Raw genomic sequence first — 20,607 nt, 5'->3', positions numbered from 1 at the left:
CAAAGAATTGGCTTTGAATCGATCGCCGTGCAGCTATCGCCACAAACACCTAAAAACTAGAGATGGAGTGTCAAGGGGCTTAATTTTACCCGATATCCCACTGTCCCAATCAATGCCACTGATGGATCTTAACCAAGTGTGACAAAGGGCTTAATTTTACCCGATATCCAACTGTGCCGATTGCTCATACTGTTGTAGCGACTTTTCTGGCAACACTGGCATCAATTGCCGCAACTGTCCCCATTCAACTTGGGTAGCATCGTTACGGCCTAAAACTTAGAGGCGCGAGGCTCACGCGCTCTCTCTGAAATCGAGTACAACTGTGGCGTTAAGCGAACGCAATTGTCACTGCCTTCTCATTGCCTAGTTTAACAAGTTTCTCCGCATTTGCTTTGACTACAAATTTCACTGGCTTGCCTTCGTAACGCTATTAGCATTCTGGTAGCCAAAAAATATTGAGGCACTTCGCTTTTTTGTACAAAAGTGCGGTAGCACTGCATTCAATAAAGCCAAACAAACTGAACTGCAATTCAAGAAGAGAAAAACGCTACCGCCATTGTTCCGATACATTAATATGCAATAGCTGACTCAACCGAGTTCCGAGGCGGCAATCTTTTAGGCCATCTTAACAGCCTATTCGATTAGTTCTGCTTGCTCAAGTGTGAAAGTACAGCTTGCTATAAATGCTACCACTTTTGAGCCTCTGCTACATTTGCCTAAAATTGGAGTGTAGAGCTTGCTGTTAAATTATTAAATAAATCTTAAGCGTACCGGAACGGTAAAAAACCTCAAAATTAACTTCTTGAGACTGGCTTTTCATGATTTTTTTTGCATAAATTTGAGTTTTTGTGAGTTTTCCTGAGTAAAACTATGCAAGCTCAGCTTGAACTATTAGCTGAAGTCGAAGCAGTATTTGCAGCAAAAAACTCACAAAAACTCACAAAAACTCAAATTTATGCAAGCTGGGAAACCAAGGAAAAAAGCAGAGATGAGCGATAGCAAGCAATGTTTTTGTGATCACAAATTGGCTTTAAAACAGCAAGGCTTGTGCGTTCTGGCGCTCAAACTAATGCAGGCTGCAAAACAACTGCATCAATCGGTACTGACTCCCATGCAATACGATCGCGCTTGTCCTTGTAAGCGGATTAGCATAAACTTCTACAGGCGCACATACGAAAAGCGGGTATGGGCAGTAGCAACAGCAATGTTCAGCGATATATTTATACTGCTAAAGAAATTAACCGCCGAATGGATGAAACTTATGGTGCGATCGCTCCTACAACCGCAATTCAGACACAAGCGATCGCTGTACTCCCGAAATAGCTCACGCCCTTCAACGAGCGCCGAACATTAAATTAAAGTCGGGGACTGCCAACAGCGCATTCTGCTGAACCGTTGAAAAGCAAGCTAATTGCCTCACCGTCTGAGGTTTATGTCTGGCCTGACCCTGGCTGGTGTCGTCAGAGGGCAGGCGATCGCGCCTCTGTACCGTTCAGTCCCCCAAGCTGCTAAAAACGATCCAGAACTCTACACATTGCTTAGCTTGATTGACGCACTGAGAGTAGGTCGAGTGCGGGAGCAACGTTTGGCAGAAGGCGAACTTAAAACAGGCTCCTCACTGTCAATACCCTGGACAGTTTTTAGAGAAACGGCCCAAACCCTCATTATACCGTTGGCGAGCGCGGCGAACTTGGAGTCCAAAACCCGCATTCTACCGTTGCCCATTAAAAAGTGTCCGAAGTATTGCACTGTATGAACCCGCAGATATCTATGCTGGAAACAGTCGTACCCAATGTAATAGAACACCAACAGGCTTGGTGGATGGCTGCAAGAGCAACGGTCACGCACAAGCCAACTGAACTACAACTCTTGCTATAAAATGGCTACCGCCCTTGTTCCGAAGATTGATACGAATAGCTGCATAGCGAATAACTGGGGGGCAATATTTTAGGCAATCTTAACAGTCTATTCAATTAGTTCGGCTTACTCAAGACAGTCTATTCGATTAATTCGGCTTACTCAAGACAGTCTATTCGATTAATTCGGCTCAGCGAGAAACAACCTATTCAATTAGTTCGGCTCAGCGAGAGATTGAGATTAAATTATCAATCTTGAGCCTGTTTTGAATCAATTGCAATTTCCATTGCTTCAATTCATAATTGCAGAGTTTGTTGTAAAAATCTTAAATAATTCTTAAGCGTACCAGGACGGAAAAAACCCTCAAAATTCACTTTTCTCAAGTGAGTTTTTTTGAGTTTTTCTGCATAAATTTGAGTTTTTTTGAATAAATTTGTGCAAGCTGCAAATTGAAGTGTTCGCTGTTTTTGGCTTAATTAGCAACAAAAAACTCATAAAAACTCAAATTTATGCAAATTTATGCAAATTTATGCAAGGTAGAAAGCTTGCACAAAAAGCAGAGATGGACGGTAGCAAGCAATGTTTTTGCGATCGCAAACCTAACTTTTACGTGCAGAAATAGAAATAATGCACCCTTATGAATGGGGAATCTTAGGTATCAAGGCGCTTGATTTTTACCCGCTCTGAGACTGTGCCGATTGCTCACATTGCTCAGGCAGTTGTTGTGGCGACTTTTGTGGAGGCGATCGACGCCGACAACTGTCACAACAGCCGATGTGGTGGCGGTTGTCGGCGCGGCAGAATTTGCCCGGTTCAAACTGCATTACTGCATTGCTCTTCAACATCTGTTAACGCCCCATCAGTTGCCAGGAGAGTACGCTGATATCGCTCCTCAAAAATAGCGATCGCCAAATTTCCCAAATACCGCTCTCTGAGGAAAGTGTTTGTAGCTAGAGATCGCGCTCGCGCCGTTCGGTAATGCCTGCATTCAGAGCGGGCGGACTCTCCACGAACCCAGGATGCCTCTCTTTGAACGAGCGAGCTCCCGGGTAGAAAATTGGCTCTAGTTGAGAGTCAGGTTGCTGACACCGCCACCACTGCCAGATTTGCCCTGCGTCGAGTCGGGTGTCCGAGTGGCGGATGACGAACCAAGCGGTGCATGACGAACCAAGCGGTGCCCGCGTCGCGAGAGGAAACGGGCGCTTCCTCTCGCGACGCGGCGGTGGAAAAGTTAATTTAAGTATTTTCCTGCGTAATTTAAGTATTTCCTGCGTGAACCAACCATTTTCTCGCATGAAAACAGTTATTTTCATCAAAACTTGACATAAGTTTAACAATTATCAGTAAATATACGGAAATATCTCCTGACTCGCAGCAGCAGCAACAACTAGAAAATTCTGTATTTACACTATATATTTATAAGCGAGCCTAAGTGATAATAAGGGCTAGCAACAATTCGCTTGCCGTTATTCGAGTAAGTGCAAGTAAAAATTCCTCGCTCGATTTGGCGCTCGCGCCAAATCAATTAAAAATCAAGGGTGCAGCCATGACTTTAACAAAGCCGTTCCGATTGCCTTTTCCCCAAAAAAGTAGCAAAAATACAAGTTTTGCAACCCCTACCTTGACTGTCAACCCTACAACAGGCAGTTTGAGAACTCGAACATCAAGCAAACAATCAATAATAATAGTCCTGGACGCATAGACTCTACTTGTATGATGCGCCGCTCCCCGCCTTACCACTACAAATAGTGTCAAAATTGACCCGTTGAATCGAGTCCTGAATAAATTGAGTTTAGGACTCAATAAATTGAGTCTAGGACTGAATAAATTGAGCCTAAGACTGAATAAATTGAGTCTAGGACTCAATAAATAGCGAAAGCGAGTAACAATAGCGAAGGCGGGCTACAGTCGTTTAAGGAGTACGTATTCGCCTTATAACTCCATTCAAACAGGCGACTCGACCAAAGCGGGTAACATAATTGCAACTCGCATCTCCTCAAAAAGATAAGTGACGCATCCAAGCTTACCAAAACTATAATTTAACCCTCAAATCAGGAGTGCAAGCGAGTGCCTTTAACAGACCCGATTGGAGAACCTTTAATAGAAGTGGAATCCTTAATTCCCGGACTTGCCCCAACTTTCGCCCCACAACTGCCGGGAATTCCGACTCACAAAACCTTATTATATCAAACTCCCGGCTCTTCTGAAAACTCCGAACAACCTAACTTAATAGAAACCGCAAAGCCGCCACAATCCGAATTCAGTCGAGCCGAAACCGATGCTTTTATTACTAACAAAGCCTCCGATATTCACAGCATACCTTCTGCTACCATCAGCGAGCTCAGAACTAACAGCAACCCCAGAGATGCAGCAAATTCTGAAATTGACCCCCTAATTGGCAAATTCGACTCAGACTCAGGAGATTCCCTGACCAACCCGAATCCAATAACCTCACCCGTTATAACTACATCCACAACGAGCGAAAAAGCTTCTCCCAAAACACCATTACCCGCAACCCCTGAAACAAGTTCAAAATCCGAAGATATAAAAACACCCTTATCGTCAGAAGCTACATTCAAAAGCGAATCAGAACCCAACAAAACATCACCTGCAACTGCATCAACCATAATACCAGATCGCAGTACAACTTCATCAGAAAAATCCGAAACTATTGCAGTAACAAATTTAACCGAAACTATTGCGGCTAGCCCAAACATACCCTCAACCGATAAAACCTCTACAGACAAACAGTCCCCAGTTGCCAAAGCTGACGACAAGATAGACTCAGACAAGCAATCTCAAAACTCCACAATTGTGGAGAAAACCAACTCAGGCGAACCATCTCGTACTGCCGAAGTTTCCGACAAAATAGACTCCGATAAAAAAGCTCCAATTCCTTCAACTTCCGAAACAAAAAACTCAGAAAAACAGCTTCCACTTGCCGAAGCTAGCACCCTGATAGACTCAGACAAAAAATCCCCAACAGTCGATGCAATACCGACCGAAAAACCCAGTTCAAATTCTCAAGAACCGCTGACAACACAGCCCCCAACAGCCCCATTAATTCCAGCCCTATCTAACCCTGTTTTACCTGACACTAATATCAACCCAGAAGTCAACTCAACCGATTCCACAAACCCAGTACAAACTGCCAGTCAAGCTTTAACTGACAAACAGAATGATTCAGAAAAAGTTGACCCATTAAAAACCGAACCTGCTGCAATACCAAAAACAGCAGCCAGTGAAAATGTAGCGGTGACGACAGCGACAGCAGTTCAAACCCCAGAAAAATCTCCGAACAATACTGACTCAGTTTCGGAACTTAAACAGCCAGTTCAAACAGAATCTCTTGTCAATCAATCAGTAGGGGCTGAATCAATAAAAACCGACCAAACTGAAACTGCAAGCATTTCTCAACCCCCCGCAGAAACAGAGTCAATTACCGCTCCACTTGCGTCACAATCTCCAGCCAAAACAGACTCGCTTGTCTCTAATGTTGGCGAACAATCACCAAAAGAAACCAACTCCAATGTTTCTACCGCATCCGAAGAATTACCAACAAAAAACAAGTCGATTATTACCGCAGAAATCAATTCTGGTACGGTGGTTCTGGACATCCCTGTCGCTCAAATAACAGGAGAACTTGAAACCGAACAACTGCCCACAAAAAACGAGTCAATTATTGCCGTACCCGAAGCGGATGATACGGTTGAACATAATATCCCTGTCGCTGAAATAACAGCAGAATTAGAAACCGAACAATTCCCAACAAAAACAGATTCGCTAGCTCCCGCAGAATTCACTGCTGGTACAATAAAACTGGATATTACTGTTGCCTTCATAGCAAAACTTGAAACCGATCAAACCCCAGCTATTACTGTTAATTCTCTCGAATCAGACTCGCTAATTTCCAACTCGAATCAACACATACAAACCGATAATAATTCAATACCAGCACTATTCTCAACTCCATCAGAGACAGCAGCAGTTACGACACAGATAACTGAAGCCGAAGTCGAAACAACCGTTGCACCCTCAACTCTTAAATCCCCACCCGAACCGACTTCAAACACTTATAATAGCAATTCAAATCCAATAGAAACTGTCGCTGTTCTACCTGCAGATTCTGATACTGAAATTGCGCCGGAATCCGCAGAGATAACCAGCGGTTTGCTAGCGTCAGCAACCGAAAAATCTGCTCAACTTTCAGACAATATTGCAGACACTCAATCTTATTCCACACAGAGTACCGGCAACTTCCAAAGCAATATCAATCCCCAGATAAATCTATCCATAACATCAGCAGCCAACTCACCAATCCCCGGGACTTTTCTTGTAGATAACCAAGGAAAAGTCAGATTCGACTATGTATTTGACGGCGGCGGCTACGAAGGCGAACTCGGCATTTTCAGCCTGGCGGGAATGTCCGCATTTATACCCGGAACTCCAGAATTCATTGCCGAAGCATCCCGTAGAGTTTTAAGCAATTCCACAAACGGACACATTGTAATTAGCGACAGCATAGAAGGAGCCAAATTCACCGGTGCGATGCCCTTCGACGGAGACTGGGACAGCGGCGAATATCAGGGTATCAAAACTTTCTCCATGCTACCAGGCGACACCTTTGCCGTCATGTTAGTCCCCAATGGTACAGTACAGTCATCGCTCCAATCCTCATATTCGGGAAATTGGTTCCCCGAAAACCGCCCCTTATTCAGTATCGCTACAGCCAATCCCAACGATACATCTTACGTGTTGCAGGTCGCCGATGTAACAGGTACGGGGAACACTTTTGCCCTCGAAGATATGTCAGCCGCTAACTCTGACGGCGACTACAATGACCTAATCTTCACAGTGCTTGGGGCAACAGGAAACGCACCGCTGCTGGATTCCGTTATCAACCCTGACAGAGAATGGCGGAGCACCCCGCTGGGACAGCAGCTAATAGAATACGCCAACAGCCAAGTGCCATCAGACACAGCGCCCCCCGCAATTGCAGCAGCGCTAGTTAACGACACCGGTTCTAACAGTACCGACGGCATCACCAACAACCCCGCCATCAGCGGAACAATTACTGATGCCAGCGACATTGCCAGCTTCCGCGCCAGCTTTTCGAGAGAATCAACCGGCATTGAACTTAAAGACTTGCTAACCTCCGACGGCAGCTTTGCACTCACCCCCAATACACTCTCCACAGTCAACGGCAACACCTTAACAGACGGCACATACACCCTATACCTGCTTGCAAGCGACTCGGAAGGCAACACCAGCACCTTTGAACTCCCCTTCACCCTCGACACGACACCGCCAGAACTAACATTTGGCTTAAACCCAGCTTTCGATACTCCTCCCATTGGAGACGGGCAAACCCTAGACTCCACCGTCACCTTAACCGGGCAAACCGACCCCGGAAGTACCGTTATTCTAGCTGAAACAGGAGCTATAACTACTGCTGACTCTACAGGACGCTTTGAGTTTGCAGGAGTAACATTAGCTCTTGGCAGCAACAGTTTCACCGCTACTGCCACAGACAAGGCCGGCAACGAGAGTACCGCCAGCAGAACTTTTACCCGCACCGAAGCTACTGACTCAGGCGTTATATGGCTGGCTGAAGGAACATCCTTCACAGAAAAGTTAGAACGGCCCATTACAATTCCAGCAGTGCCGTCAACCCTGACTGTGAATATCGCCGGTCTCAACTTCGACGCTTCTGACTCCGACTCCATCAAGGATGCTTTTGAAATAGCTTTAGTCGATGCCAGCGGTCGCTCTTTAGTTCACACTGTAGGAACAGGGCTCAATAGTTTCTTCAATTTCACCGAGGGACAGCCTCCCCAACGGGCACCGGGCGTTACTTTCAACGGCTCTAATATCAGTGTAGACTTATCGCAAATAACTCCAGGTACCGCCGCTACACTGCAAGTGCGGTTGGTCAACAACGACAGCGATACAGCAACGCAAGTTGGCATCACCTCAATTGCCATTCAACCTTTAGCGGTTCCAACAGCTCCTGTAACAGCATCGCCCTTCGAGGATGTATCCCCTAACGTACCAGTCAATTTCAATCGCTTGCAGGACGTGGGGAGCCTGCTGGAAGCAGAATACAAACAGACTTCCTTCAATTCAAACAGCAAAATTCTTTACGCCGATTTAGCCGTAAAAAATGCGGGGCAGTATCCGGTGCGGGATACGTTGTTGGTAGGGATAAACAATATTAGCGACCCAACGGTGCGGCTGTTGGATGCGGACGGAATGACGCCGGAAGGAATTCCTTATTACGACATTAGCAAACTGGTTGGTGACGGCATTTTAAAGCCGGGGGAACTGACATCAACCGATACGTTAAAGTTTTACAATCCTCAAGGAGTTCAGTTTAGTTACGATTTAGTATTTTTAAGTCAGTTAAATCAAGTTCCACAATTTAAGGCGACACCAAATACGGAAGCTTTGGTGGGTAAAAGTTACGTTTATACTGCAATTGCTATTGATGCCGATGGGGATGCGCTGACTTATTCCTTGTTGGAAAAACCGTTGGGGATGGAGATAGATGCTCAAACCGGGAAGATTAGTTGGCCGACGGTTGCCGGAGATATTGGAAATCACGCGGTGACGGTGGAAGTGGGAGATGGAAAAGGTGGAGTTGCCAAACAAAAATATGTGCTTTCAGCTATTAATCCGCCACCAAATCGACCGCCGATTTTTACTTCGACACCCGTGGTGGATGCTTGGATAAATACACCCTACCGCTACGACAGTGACGCCAGCGACCCCGACAGCGATACAATCGGCTACAAACTGATTCTCGGCCCTGAAGGGATGAAAGTTAACCCCCAAACGGGACTTGTAGAATGGACGCCGCCGGCCGTTCTCGTGCTGGGAGATACGGTACTGGGTAAAATCAGCTTGCCAGGGGAAAGCGACGAATTCAGCTTCAGCGGCACGGCCGGACAGCGCATTTACATAGACCCGCTGCAATACAGCGGTGCTGCTGGGAATTGGAAATTCGACATCATCAGTCCCAGTGGCGAGACTGTATCAACGAACTTAGACAGCAACAAAATCCTCAACCTGACAGAAACCGGCAATTACCGCATCGTAACGTCAACCAACGGCGACGCCACCGGCAGTTACGGCTTCAGCGTTATCGACCTGGGTCTAGTACCCGCTGCGCCTTTTGATACTACCATCAAAGGTACCCTCAGCCCCGGTTCCGAAGACGACATATATCGCTTTACCGGCAGCAAAGGTCAAAAACTCTTCTTTGACAATAAAGATAAAAATAATACCGGCAACCTCGATTGGGTACTCTATACGGCAGACAACAAAATAGCCATCTCTGATGGTTACTTTAACGACATGGAACTGTACTTGCCCAACGACGGCGAGTATGTACTCGCCCTGCGAGGCAAGTCCAGCTTTACCAGTACCGTCGATTATTCCTTTGAAATTATCACACCCGACGAAATCACAGTACCCATCATTCCAGGTAGCAACGCCACACCCAATAGCATTTATGGGGAAATCAAAGAAAAAGGGGAAAAAGATTTCTACACCTTCACGGGAGAGCCGGGACAGCGCATATACTTCGATCGCCTGTTCCACAAAAAAGATATCCCGAACTACTACTGGCTGGACACAGTAAAAATTATCAGCCCCAGCGGCATCAACCTGCCGATTCGCAATCTTGAGTACGGCGATGATGGAGCTCCATTTACGTTAAAAGAAAGCGGCACTTACCGCATAGAAATTGACGCGGCCGGAGAAAACACGGGTACTTACAGCTTTAGCATTTTGGACTTGGAGTCCTCAGCGCCCATCTCCTTAGATACGAATATCAGCGCCACCCTCGACCCCGGTCAAGAAACGCATTTGTACCAGTTTACAGGCCTCAAAAACCAGCGCCTCTTTTTGGATACACCAGGCGGAACTGTAAATACAAACTGGACTCTCTACGATGCTGGGAATAACATAGTTCCCGGCGGTAACAATTACCAGAACACCGACATGGAAGTGGTGCTGCCAAATACAGGCACTTACACCCTGGCAATTAAGGGCAACAACGGCACAAACCCGGTTAATTACTCGTTCAAAGTAATTACTCCCGACGTGCAATCCGGGACGCTGGCATTTAACCTCCCAGTGTCGGGGAACATCGGCGAAAAAGGCGAGCAGGACGTTTATACCTTTACTGGTACTAAAGGACAGCGGGTGTTCCTCGATACGCTGATGGAGACGCCAAACAACAAGGCTACTTTAGTTAGCCCCAGCGGCACCAAAGTCATCGACGGCTACAACTCTCTGTTGTACGCGGACGGATATTGGCGGAGTCCTGTCATTTTGCCGGAGAACGGGACCTACTCGCTGACCGTTGACGGTTCGGGAGAATCGACCGACAGCTACAGCTTCCGACTGATAGATATCAACGCCGCGCCAGTCTTGCAAAAAGATGCCCCAAGCCCGACCTCCGGCACGCTAGATCCTGGGAGCGCGATACAGTTCTATCAATTTACAGGAGCCAAAGGCGATCGCGTTTACTTCGACAGCCAAGAAAACTCCCCCAACACCAATTGGCACCTCTACAACTCCAACAATAATGAACTCAGTGAAGTAGCACTTGCAAGCGATTTTGAATACGTCCTACCCGGAGACGGCAACTACTACCTGATGTTGCGAGGAGAAAACAGCACGCCCGTCAACTACAAAGTTCAGCTAGTTACCACGACGGATTCCCCCAGCCCGATAGCGTTGAACAGCTTAGTTAGCAACAGCATCGGCAAGCTGGGCGAACAAGATATCTACACCTTTACGGGTACTGTCGGTCAAACGCTATACTTCGACCCCCGCATCGGCAACAGCAATATCACCGTTAAAATTGAGAACCCCAACGGTAAAGTGGTTCTCACCGGCAACACCGGTTCGGACAAGGAACCCTTCACCCTCACCGAACCGGGTACTTACAAAGTGACCGTTGACGGCAATACCAATACTATTGGGGATTACAGCTTTTTTCTCAAAGACACAGCACTTTCCTTACCGTTGGCAAGCCCTTTCAACGGCACTCTGGCAGCCCAAGAAACCGTCCTGTACAAAGTAGACGGTACGGCAGGGCAGCGGTTGGTCTTCGACAGTCAGAACCCGAATTCCGGTGGGGAGTGGGTGCTGTACGCTCCTCAAAACCTGCTGAACCCTGACTACTACTATGAGAACAACAGAGCCGGCTGGGCAAACCTTAACAGCGACTTCACTCGCACGTTGCCAACTGACGGCACTTACATCTTGGCCCTGCGGAATACATCAGTAAACCCAGTCCCCTATAACGTTCTTGTCAACAGCACCCTACCACCGTCAACACCCAATAGCGGACTGGGAGTGTTGCACGACGGTACGTTATCGGTACCGGGCGAAGTGGATGACTACTCCTTCACAGCCGCATCTGGAACGCTAATTTATTTTGACGGCCAGGGCAATGACTGGACAAAGCGAGTTAGACTTTACAATCCAGACGGCACAGAGTTTTTTACCAACCTAGACAACCAGAGCGACTACGGTGCTTATCAACTAACGCAAACAGGTTCCTACAAGCTACAAGCCTACGGTTATTACAGCGACACCACCACGGGCAATTACAGCTTCCAATTGGTTGACCTCAAAGCATCGCCAACACTCGGCTTAAATGCCCCGCTCGATGTCCCCTTAAATCCTCGCGAAACTAAAGCATACAAATTCACAGGGGCAGCCGGTCAAAAAGTTTGGCTCGATGGTTTAAATACTAGCAATCCCAACGTCACGGCAAGGCTGTTAAATTCGAGCGGGCGGGAAATTGCTTCTAATACTAATTTGCAAGGCGATACTACATTGCAGACTTTAGAAGCTAACGGCGAATACTATTTGGTGCTGCAATCAAATAATACCTCAGCAACTACAGCCAGCTTCCGCCTGCTAGACAACAGCGCAGGCGCAACATTTTTACCGAACTTAGATAACAGTAATATATTCGGCAATTTCGGTACGAGCAAACTAGAAACTGTACTATACAAGTTTCAAGGCTCAGAAAACCAGCGCCTATATTTTGACATCACTGACGGGGATTGGTACAATTACTACCAGCTCTACAGTCCCGACGGCAAGCAGCTTTTTTCTCAATACGGAGGCTGGGATTACGAACTAAAACTACCCAATTCCGGCGAGTACCTGTTAGCTTTTACTGGTAACAACCAAACTAATAACAATTACGGTTTGCGGATAATTACTCCAACAGATGTTACATTGCCTTTGCCAATCGGTAATACGGAGTCTGGGGAAATTACCAAAGCCGGCCAGCAAAATACTTATACTTTTACGGGTACCGAAGGTCAGCATTTGTGGTTCGATAGCCTAGCTGCTGCGGGCAATATTACCGGTACATTGTATAGCCCCACAGGAGTACAATTGTGGAGTCAAGGCGTTGGGGCAGATCGCGAACCGACTGTCTTGAATGAAACCGGTGCTTACCGCTTTGTAGTAGATGGTAATGCAGATGCCACGGGAACTTACAGCTTCCGCTTTCTCGACTTAGCTGCGGCAAATCCCACAACTTTAGACGCGAATATTGAAGGTAATTTCGGGACTTCTAAGCGCGAAGCGCACGTGTATAAATTCGCAGGAGCAGAGGGTCAGTCAGTCTATTTTGACCGCACAGAGGGCAATTCTTACAACTCATACTACCTATACGCTCCCGACGGTCAGCGCTTATTGTTCCAATATATTTACAGCGATTCTGATTTAGTAAAACTCCCAAGTTCGGGCGAATACACTTTAGTTTTCAGTGGCAACGAGCAACCAGACAACAATTACAAGCTGCGGGTGGTAACGCCAGATATCGTTACTCAACCTCCTCACACAATTGGCAATTCGATTAAGGGAGAAATAAGCGAAGCCGGAGAATACGATACCTATACTTTCACCGGGAGTCCCGGTCAAAAATTGTGGTTTGACAGTTTGTTCGCTTCCAGCAACATCACTGCTTACTTGTCTTCCCCAACCAAAAAAGATATTTGGAGTCAAAATGCTGGTTACGACCACCAATTAACAGATTTATTAACTTTAGATGAAGCTGGAACTTACACTCTAAAAGTAGACGCTTCTGGAGACAGCACAGGCGCTTATGAATTCCGCTTCCTCGACTCAATTCAAGCAAACACTACTTTATTAGACTCACCGATTGAGGGTAATTTTGGTACTGGCAAACAATCTGCCAATGCCTACAAATTCACTGGCAATAAAGGTCAACCTCTCTATTTTGACCGCAGTGACCGCACTGACTACAACGATTATTATAATTCTTATTACCTCTACGACTCTTACGGCAAGAGAGTTTTGGGTCAAAGTTTATCTTATGACTATGAATTGTCTGCTTTGCCTAACGAGGGTGAATACACTCTAATTTTTGCAGGAAATGACAGACCGAACAATAATTATTCTCTCAAAATAGTCACGCCCGACCTGATTACTACTCCTTACCAAATCGGCGATACTGCCAGCGGTACAATTAGCGAAGCTGGAGAACAGGATACCTACACTTTCCCAGGAACGATCGGTCAAAAACTGTGGTTTGACAGCTTGGAAAATTCCCCAGCAAACCTGACATTAAAGTTGGTAGATCCGGATGGAGTAACAGTTTTCGGCGAGTGGTATAACGGTCAATATGCCTCATACGATCGAGAACCTGTAATTCTTACCAAACAAGGCAATTACAAGCTGATTGTAGATGGCTCTGCTGACAGTGCGGGAGACACCTACAGTTTCCGCTTGCTCGATTTGGCGGCTGGCGAACAATTGACTTTAGACAGTCCTATTTCGGGCGATTTCGGCAGCAGCAAGCGCGAAGCTAAAGTCTACAAGTTTCAAGGTGCAGAAGGCAGCTATTTGTACTTCGATTTGACAGCCGGAGATCCCTACAATTACTATTATCTTTACGACCCCTACGGCAAACGCCTGACCTATCAAGGATTGGGTACTGATTACGAACTGGCTTTGCCGTTAACGGGCGAGTACGCATTAGTTCTATCCGGTCAGGATAGACCTAATAATTACGGATTAACAGTGGTGATGCCTGAGTTAAAAACAGTACCTTTAACTCTCGGACAAACAGTTACTCAAAGTATCGATAAAGCAGGTGAAAAAGACACCTATAGTTTTGAAGGAAAGGTTGGAGAAAAGCTGTTTTTTGATGGTATAACTGGGAACGGCAACTTGTCGGTACAACTCTACGATCCTTTTGGCAACTTAGTTGTTGACCCATCAGGCTATCCAATAAGTAACCGCAGTACAAATAGTGACTGGCTGCCACAGGCTTTGACTGCCAACGGAACTTACCGCTTAGTAATTGATGCCAGCAACAATACCACAGGCAATTACAGTTTTAAATTGAGCGATTTGACCTCTTCTTCCCCTCTGAATTTGACTTCCCCCAATACCGGCACTGCTGAAATAGGGGAAGTTGATTTGTATCAAATTATCGGCAGTCAGGGTCAAGTATTAAACTTCGATTTAAATGCTGCTGCGTGGAACAATGGAAATTGGGTGCTCTACGGACCTGACAACAAAGCAATAGCCACCCCGCAAGGGAATTCGCCAGATTTTCTCGTAGCGCTACCGACAGCGGGTTTGTACACTTTAGCCGTTACCGGAAACAACACTTCACCCGTCAGCTATAGTTTCAGGGCGACCGACATTACGCCAGCACCGACTGCCAGCACGGGACTCAATTCTACAATTAGCGGCACGCTAACAGCCGGCAACCCTAAAAATTACAAATTCACCGCCAATGCCGGCACACAGATATTCTTAGACAGCATCAACAATAGTAACTGGGAAATCAGGTCAAGCCTAATTGCCCCCGATGGTAGCAAAGTATTCGACAACCAAGACAGTCGCTACAATACCCTACCCAAAGTATTGCCGCTTTCAGGGGAATATACTCTGCAAATATACGGCTATTACCCATCTTCAAATGGTAGCTACCAATTCCGCATCGCCGAGTTGCCTAACAGTCTCAGAAGTCCCACAACTAACTACTTAGAAATAGGCAGCCCCGTATCGGGAACGCTGTCCGGGACTGAGGCAAAAGTTTATACTTTTGATGGCGTGGAAGGACTGCGGGTAGCTTTCAACGGCATAGTGGGAACTAATGTCTCTGCAACTTTATACAGCCCGACAGGGGAAGCAGTATTTACCAGAGGTAATTTCCAGTCCACTGACTTCCCACCAGTCACTCTGACTCAAAACGGTTTGTACCAACTGGTAATAGAAGGGGAACAAGCGAGCAATCAAAACTACTCGTTCCAACTCCTAGAACTGTCCTCTGCTGCTTCCATGCCCTTTAACTTGCCAGTAACGGGTGCTTTAACAAACGGACAGCAGAGTAAATTTTACAAGTTTGAGGGCAATCAGGGCGATCGCTTGTTCTTCGATTCTATTGTCGGCAATTCTTCAAACCTCTGGAAGCTAATCGGCCCGGACAACAAGGTGGTAAACGGCGGCAGTAATTGGCTTGGCAACGATTTGGAAGTGGAACTGCCAGCTACAGGAGAGTACGCTCTGTTAATAGAGGGCGGGACTTCCAGCGCCCCGGTCAATTACCAATTCCGCGCTTTTCGTTACGAGAAAACCGCTGCGGATGTCGTGACTCCGGGGACGGGAGAAGCGGGCAGCAATGCCGGTACGGCCGGTTTGTATCCCGTGAAGTTGGAAGCCTCCGACGGACAGGGTGGCAAAGACGTTCAAGAATACAGCATCCGGGTGTGGCCGGACCCGACTAACGCCAATCCGGTTATCGTCAGCGAACCGGTTTCGCGCTTCGGACTCGACGATAAAATTTACCGCTATCAGGTGGCTGCGCTCGATCCCGACGGCGACCGACTCAAATATCGCTTGGTGGACGGTCCCCTGGGGGCATTGATTAACGGCGATAGCGGAGAGTTGCTGTGGTTCCCGGAAAATGTGGCGTCCGGGAGCAAAGCTGACTTTACCGTGGAGGTGGCAGACCCGCGCGGCGGCAAGGGCTTGCAAAAGTTTACCGTGGATGCTTACGGCGCTTTGGGTAAAATTCAAGGGGCCGTATTTGACGACTTAAACGGCAACGGCTTCCGCGATTCTAAATTAGTTAAGGGCAACAATCCAGCTATTATAGTGGCGATCGATGTTTCTGGCAGTACCGCAGCCCCGTTTGCCGGCCCTGCTGGGGTTGATGACGTTCTCAAAGCTCAAGTCGCCGCTACCCTGACTCTGATCGATACATTAATAGCTCAAGGTTTGGGCGATAGAGTCAATATCGGCTTGATTCCCCACAAAGACACCGCCCAAATTCAAGATATGGACCCCGCAACGCCTGGGGTTCAGCCCTACACGACGCCCCTGGCAGATAAAAACAACAACGGCATCCCCGATATCCGGGAAATCCTGGCAAGTGACACTTACACCATTCCCAACGGTCACAACGATTTTACTCGTGCCGTAGAAGCTATCGACCAATTAGTCCCCTATATGCCGGGAGACAAAAATATTATCTTCATGTCCGACGGCTACGGCGCCCTCGATGCCACAGTCTCCGCGACCGTAAGGGCAGACCTCACAACCAAAGGCATCGGCTTGACAGCCTTCGGTATCGGCCAATATTCAACCCTGGATACCATCAAAAAACTCGACCCAGAAGCAGTAATACTGAGCGATATAGACCAGTTAAGCAGCGTTTTCGGCGGTTTCGACCCCCGCTACACCATCGAGCCCTTAATGGAAAACGTGCCAGTCTATCTGGATCTTAACAACAACGGAGTGCTAGATCCAGACGAACCGAAGCAATTGACCAAAAAGGACGATTCCGAGTCAATTTTGGGTCAAACAAACTATCAGTTTACCTTTGACAACTTAGTGCCCGGTACCTACAAAGTGCGGGCTGTAGCGCCAAGCGACTACATACAAACTGCACCCAGTTCCTCAGTTTTTACAGATACAGTCACGGCTGCGGGACAAACATTCACTCATTTATTCGGCGTCCACAAAGATTCGCAAGAACCTGTGAATTCCGACCCCACCTTCCTGACAGTAGCGCCTCCCTTCGGGCTCAAAGCCGGGGAACCCCTAGTTTACAGGGCTTTGGCCTCCGACCCCGATGCCGACGAAGTGACTTACAGCTTAGTTCTCAACCCTCCAGGAATGAGCGTTGACCCGAAAAACGGCACTGTAGTTTGGACTCCGACAGCAGCCCAGGTCGAAGAATATTATAAAGAATTGCGGGCAACGCGCGATCGATTGATTGCTTTTGGTCGGGGAGATTCGGCACCTTCTACGGTGAAATTCAATGTCGTTTTGCGCGCCACTGACGGCAAAGGCGGTCAAGCTTTGCAGTACGTCGAAGTAGAATTGATACCGCCCAACAATCCCCCGCTGTTTGCCTCCATACCGCCGTCGGACTTGCAACCTCAAATCGGTAAGCGATTCGAGTATCGCGCAGTAGCCGCGGATGCCGACGGCGACATTATTACCTACGCGCTGTTACCGAACGCGCCTGCTGGTATCACAGTCAACCCAACTACCGGATTGGTAACTTGGACGCCGACAGCCGGACAATTGGGAACGAATTCTTTCACAGTTAAAGCCACGGATGGAAAGGGTGGCGAATCCAAGCTAGAAGTGCCGCTGCGGGTAATTGAGGCGATTCCCAACCGCCCGCCGGACATTACTTCTGACCCCCGCACTTCAGCCCGCACCGGCAGCGGTTATTTCTACAAACTCGCTGTAACTGACCCCGACGGCAACCCCATCAGCTTTACATTAGTTTCCAAACCCGCTGGGATGACCGTTGACTCAGAAGGTTTGGTTTCTTGGATTCCGACTGCTGCCCAAACCGGCCCCATCGCCGTGTCGGTGTCGGCTAGCGACGGGCAAGGTGGAACCGACACCCAATCTTGGACTGTCAACGTATCGAATTCCACCGCCAACCGACTTCCCAGCATTACTTCAGTACCGGATACCGTTACCAACTTAGAAAAAGTTTACCGCTACCAGCTAACAGGAACCGACCCCGATGGAGATTACTTGCTCTGGAGTCTTGACAGTGCGCCCAAGGGTATGGTAATCGACACAAAAACAGGGGGTTTGAGTTGGCAACCAACCAGCGAACAAATAGGAGAACATACAGTCGCCGTCCGGGTAACTGATAGTTTGGGTTCCTATACAGGTCAAGAATTCAGCTTAAAAGTAACGGGAATTAATACGCCGCCTGCGATTGTATCCATTCCAGTCACGATTGCTGGAGTCAACGGAACATACAAATATCAAGTATTTGGAACTGACCCAGAAAACGATACCCTGCGCTACAGTTTGGGAACCAAACCGGAGGGTATGAAGATTGATGCCAGAACGGGTTTAATCGAGTGGACTCCTGGTGCTAATTTTGTAGGTTCTCATACTGTTGAAGTTTTAGCAACTGACACCCAAGGTGGGGTAGGGAATCAGAAGTTTGCGGTGTCTGTGGGAACTGCTGCAATCAACCTGCCTCCAACAGTAGTTTCAACTCCTGTATTTGCAGCATCTTTGGGTTCTCAGTACAGCTATCCGGTACAAGCAACTGACCCGGAAGGTGGCAGTTTAACTTATCAGTTATTAAAAGCCCCGATGGGGATGGCAATTAATGCCGCAACTGGATTGCTAACTTGGGATAACCCGACTGCTGGAAACCATCAAATAGTTGTAGGCGCTGCGGATGCTGGAGGTTTGGGGGCGGCGCAAGGTTTTACATTAACTGCAAGGGCAAATTCTACACCGATTGTTCCTGCTGTTCCTGTTGTTCAGTCGGCGGTTGTTGGTTCTACCTATCGTTACGATTTAAGGGCGACTGATGCTGAGGGGGATTTGCTTGCTTATTCTCTGATACAGTCGCCGTCGGGAATGACTGTTGATGAATTCGGCCGCATTAGTTGGACGCCTCAAGCAACTGATGTCGGTACGACGGGGCCGGTGCAAGTTGCTATCACCGATACTTTTGGCAAGACTGTTTCTGTTTCTTACAATTTAAGTGTTGTCGCGGATACTTCCGCACCTAAAGTCAATATTGTTGCCAGCAAAAATACAGCTAATCTCGGAGATTCGGTCACATTTACCGTCAATGCTGTCGATAACGTGAAAGTTGAATCTTTGGGTTTGACTATCAACGGCACTCCTGTAGTTTTGGATGCACAAGGTCAAGCATCTGTCAAGGTAAATAATTTAGGCAATTTCACGGCAATTGCAACAGCTAAAGATAGTGCTGGAAATGCCGGAACTGCCACTCAAACTGTAGCAGCAATTGACCCCACCGATGTCAACGCGCCTGTTATAAATATCGCCCTGGAAGATGATGCAGAAATCACCGCGCCCTTCAACATCACCGGCACGATTAGTGACAGCAATTTAGCTTACTATACATTGGAAGTAGCCCCGGTTGGTGGCGGGCAAATTCCGGGCGATGGCGGAGGATTTAAGGAGGTTTATCGCGGAACGACTGCTGTCAGCAACGGAACGGTTGCGACATTTGACCCGACTGTTTTGGCCAACGGCGCTTACGTTCTCAAGTTCACTGCATTCGACGCTAACGGCAACGGTTCGACTACTGAAAGGACGGTGAATGTTGCGGGCGATTTGAAGTTGGGCAATTTCCGGTTATCCTTTACCGATTTGACGGTTCCAGTTGCGGGTATTCCGATTAACGTGACTCGGACTTACGATTCTTTGAATGCCAACAATAGCGATGATTTTGGCTACGGCTGGCGGATGGAATTCCGGGATACTGATTTGAAGACTTCTTTGAAAGCTGACCCGATTTACGAGGAGTTGGGCATCAATACCGTAGCATTTGATAGCAAGACTAAGGTATTCATCACCCTACCCGGAGGTAAGCGGGAAACCTTTACTTTTAAGCCGACTCCGAGTCATTTGAATCAGTATTTAGGGGCTGCTGGGCCGGGGGCTGCGATGTACAAGCCGGCGTTTGAGTCTCAGAAGGGTTCGACGGTGACTCTGACGGTTAAGGATGCGAATTTGGTCAGGAACGAGTACGGCGAGTATTACGGGGTGAACGGGCAGCCCTTCAATCCTGAAAATCCGGCTTTTGGTAGTGTTTATGTGTTGACTACCAAGGAAGGGTTGGTTTACGAGATTGATGCGAAGTCTGGGGATTTGCTGACTGCTACTGATGCGAATGGGAATAAGCTGACTTTTAGCGATGCGGGGATTGCAAGTTCGACTGGTAAGTCGGTGACTTTTGAGAGGGATGCTGCTGGGAGGATTGTCGGTGTTGTTGACCCGGATGGGAAGAAGGTTAAGTACGAATACGATGCGAAGGGGGATTTGGTTGCTGTTAAGGATAGGGAGAATAATGCAACTCGGTTTGTTTATGAAGATGAGGACAGGCCGCACTTTTTGACTGAGGTTATTGATTCGTTGGGACGCAGTGGAGTTAAGACTGAATACGACGAACAAGGTCGCCTCAAGCAGATGGTTGATGCCAACGGTTCGGCGGTTGAGTTGGTTTATGACCCGAATAATTCGATTCAGAAGGTTAAGGATGTTTTTGGCAAGGAAACTACTTATGTTTACGACAGTCGCGGGAACGTTTTAACTGAGATTGACCCGTTAGGTAAGAGGGTTGATAGGACTTTTGATGGGGATAATAACGTTCTGACTGAGACTGTAATTACCACTGAGTTAAATGCTGCTGGAGTTTCGGTTGAGGTG

The 20,607-nt window shown here is 47.5% G+C and carries 7 protein-coding genes; all 7 read left to right on the top strand.

Going from position 1 to position 20,607, the window contains the following annotated elements; translation table 11 throughout:
* The first annotated feature begins 870 nt into the window (after window positions 1-870).
* Complete coding sequence (locus tag AACV78_RS05355) at window positions 871-999, top strand: hypothetical protein (RefSeq protein ID WP_255513062.1); 129 nt, start codon at window positions 871-873, stop codon at window positions 997-999.
* A gap of 186 nt (window positions 1,000-1,185) precedes the next feature.
* Window positions 1,186-1,323: a hypothetical protein gene (locus AACV78_RS05350; RefSeq protein ID WP_194074383.1), complete on the top strand. Its 138-nt coding sequence runs from the start codon at window positions 1,186-1,188 to the stop codon at window positions 1,321-1,323.
* Between the two features lie 109 nt (window positions 1,324-1,432).
* The gene (locus AACV78_RS05345) at window positions 1,433-1,756 is read left to right on the top strand and encodes a hypothetical protein (protein ID WP_228042608.1); all 324 of its coding nucleotides are present in this window, start codon (window positions 1,433-1,435) and stop codon (window positions 1,754-1,756) included.
* Window positions 1,753-1,878, top strand: a complete 126-nt coding sequence (locus tag AACV78_RS05340; protein ID WP_015211696.1) for a hypothetical protein — start codon at window positions 1,753-1,755, stop codon at window positions 1,876-1,878. Before AACV78_RS05345 ends, AACV78_RS05340 begins: the two co-directional genes overlap by 4 nt.
* Before the next feature lie 677 nt (window positions 1,879-2,555).
* Window positions 2,556-2,759 carry a hypothetical protein gene (locus AACV78_RS05335; protein WP_150111726.1) on the top strand — a complete coding sequence of 68 codons (204 nt, stop codon included), beginning with the start codon at window positions 2,556-2,558 and terminating at the stop codon, window positions 2,757-2,759.
* A gap of 238 nt (window positions 2,760-2,997) precedes the next feature.
* On the top strand, window positions 2,998-3,180 hold the full coding sequence (locus AACV78_RS05330) for a hypothetical protein (protein WP_194074382.1): 183 nt from the start codon (window positions 2,998-3,000) through the stop codon (window positions 3,178-3,180).
* Between the two features lie 744 nt (window positions 3,181-3,924).
* Window positions 3,925-20,607, top strand: a 16,683-nt coding sequence (locus tag AACV78_RS05325; RefSeq protein WP_339383474.1) for a putative Ig domain-containing protein, incomplete at its 3' end; no start/stop codon positions are given.

The organism is Tychonema sp. LEGE 07196 (genome assembly GCF_963890365.1).
GTDB lineage: Bacteria > Cyanobacteriota > Cyanobacteriia > Cyanobacteriales > Microcoleaceae > Microcoleus.
This window is presented reverse-complemented; position numbering and strand designations above follow the sequence as displayed.

Bases quoted from the DNA above. Each gene is read 5' to 3' on its own strand.
- AACV78_RS05355 (WP_255513062.1), top strand. From the start codon at position 871: ATGCAAGCTCAGCTTGAACTATTAGCTGAAGTCGAAGCAGTATTTGCA.
- AACV78_RS05340 (WP_015211696.1), top strand. From the start codon at position 1,753: ATGAACCCGCAGATATCTATGCTGGAAACAGTCGTACCCAATGTAATA.
- AACV78_RS05330 (WP_194074382.1), top strand. From the start codon at position 2,998: ATGACGAACCAAGCGGTGCATGACGAACCAAGCGGTGCCCGCGTCGCG.
- AACV78_RS05350 (WP_194074383.1), top strand. From the start codon at position 1,186: ATGGGCAGTAGCAACAGCAATGTTCAGCGATATATTTATACTGCTAAA.
- AACV78_RS05345 (WP_228042608.1), top strand. From the start codon at position 1,433: ATGTCTGGCCTGACCCTGGCTGGTGTCGTCAGAGGGCAGGCGATCGCG.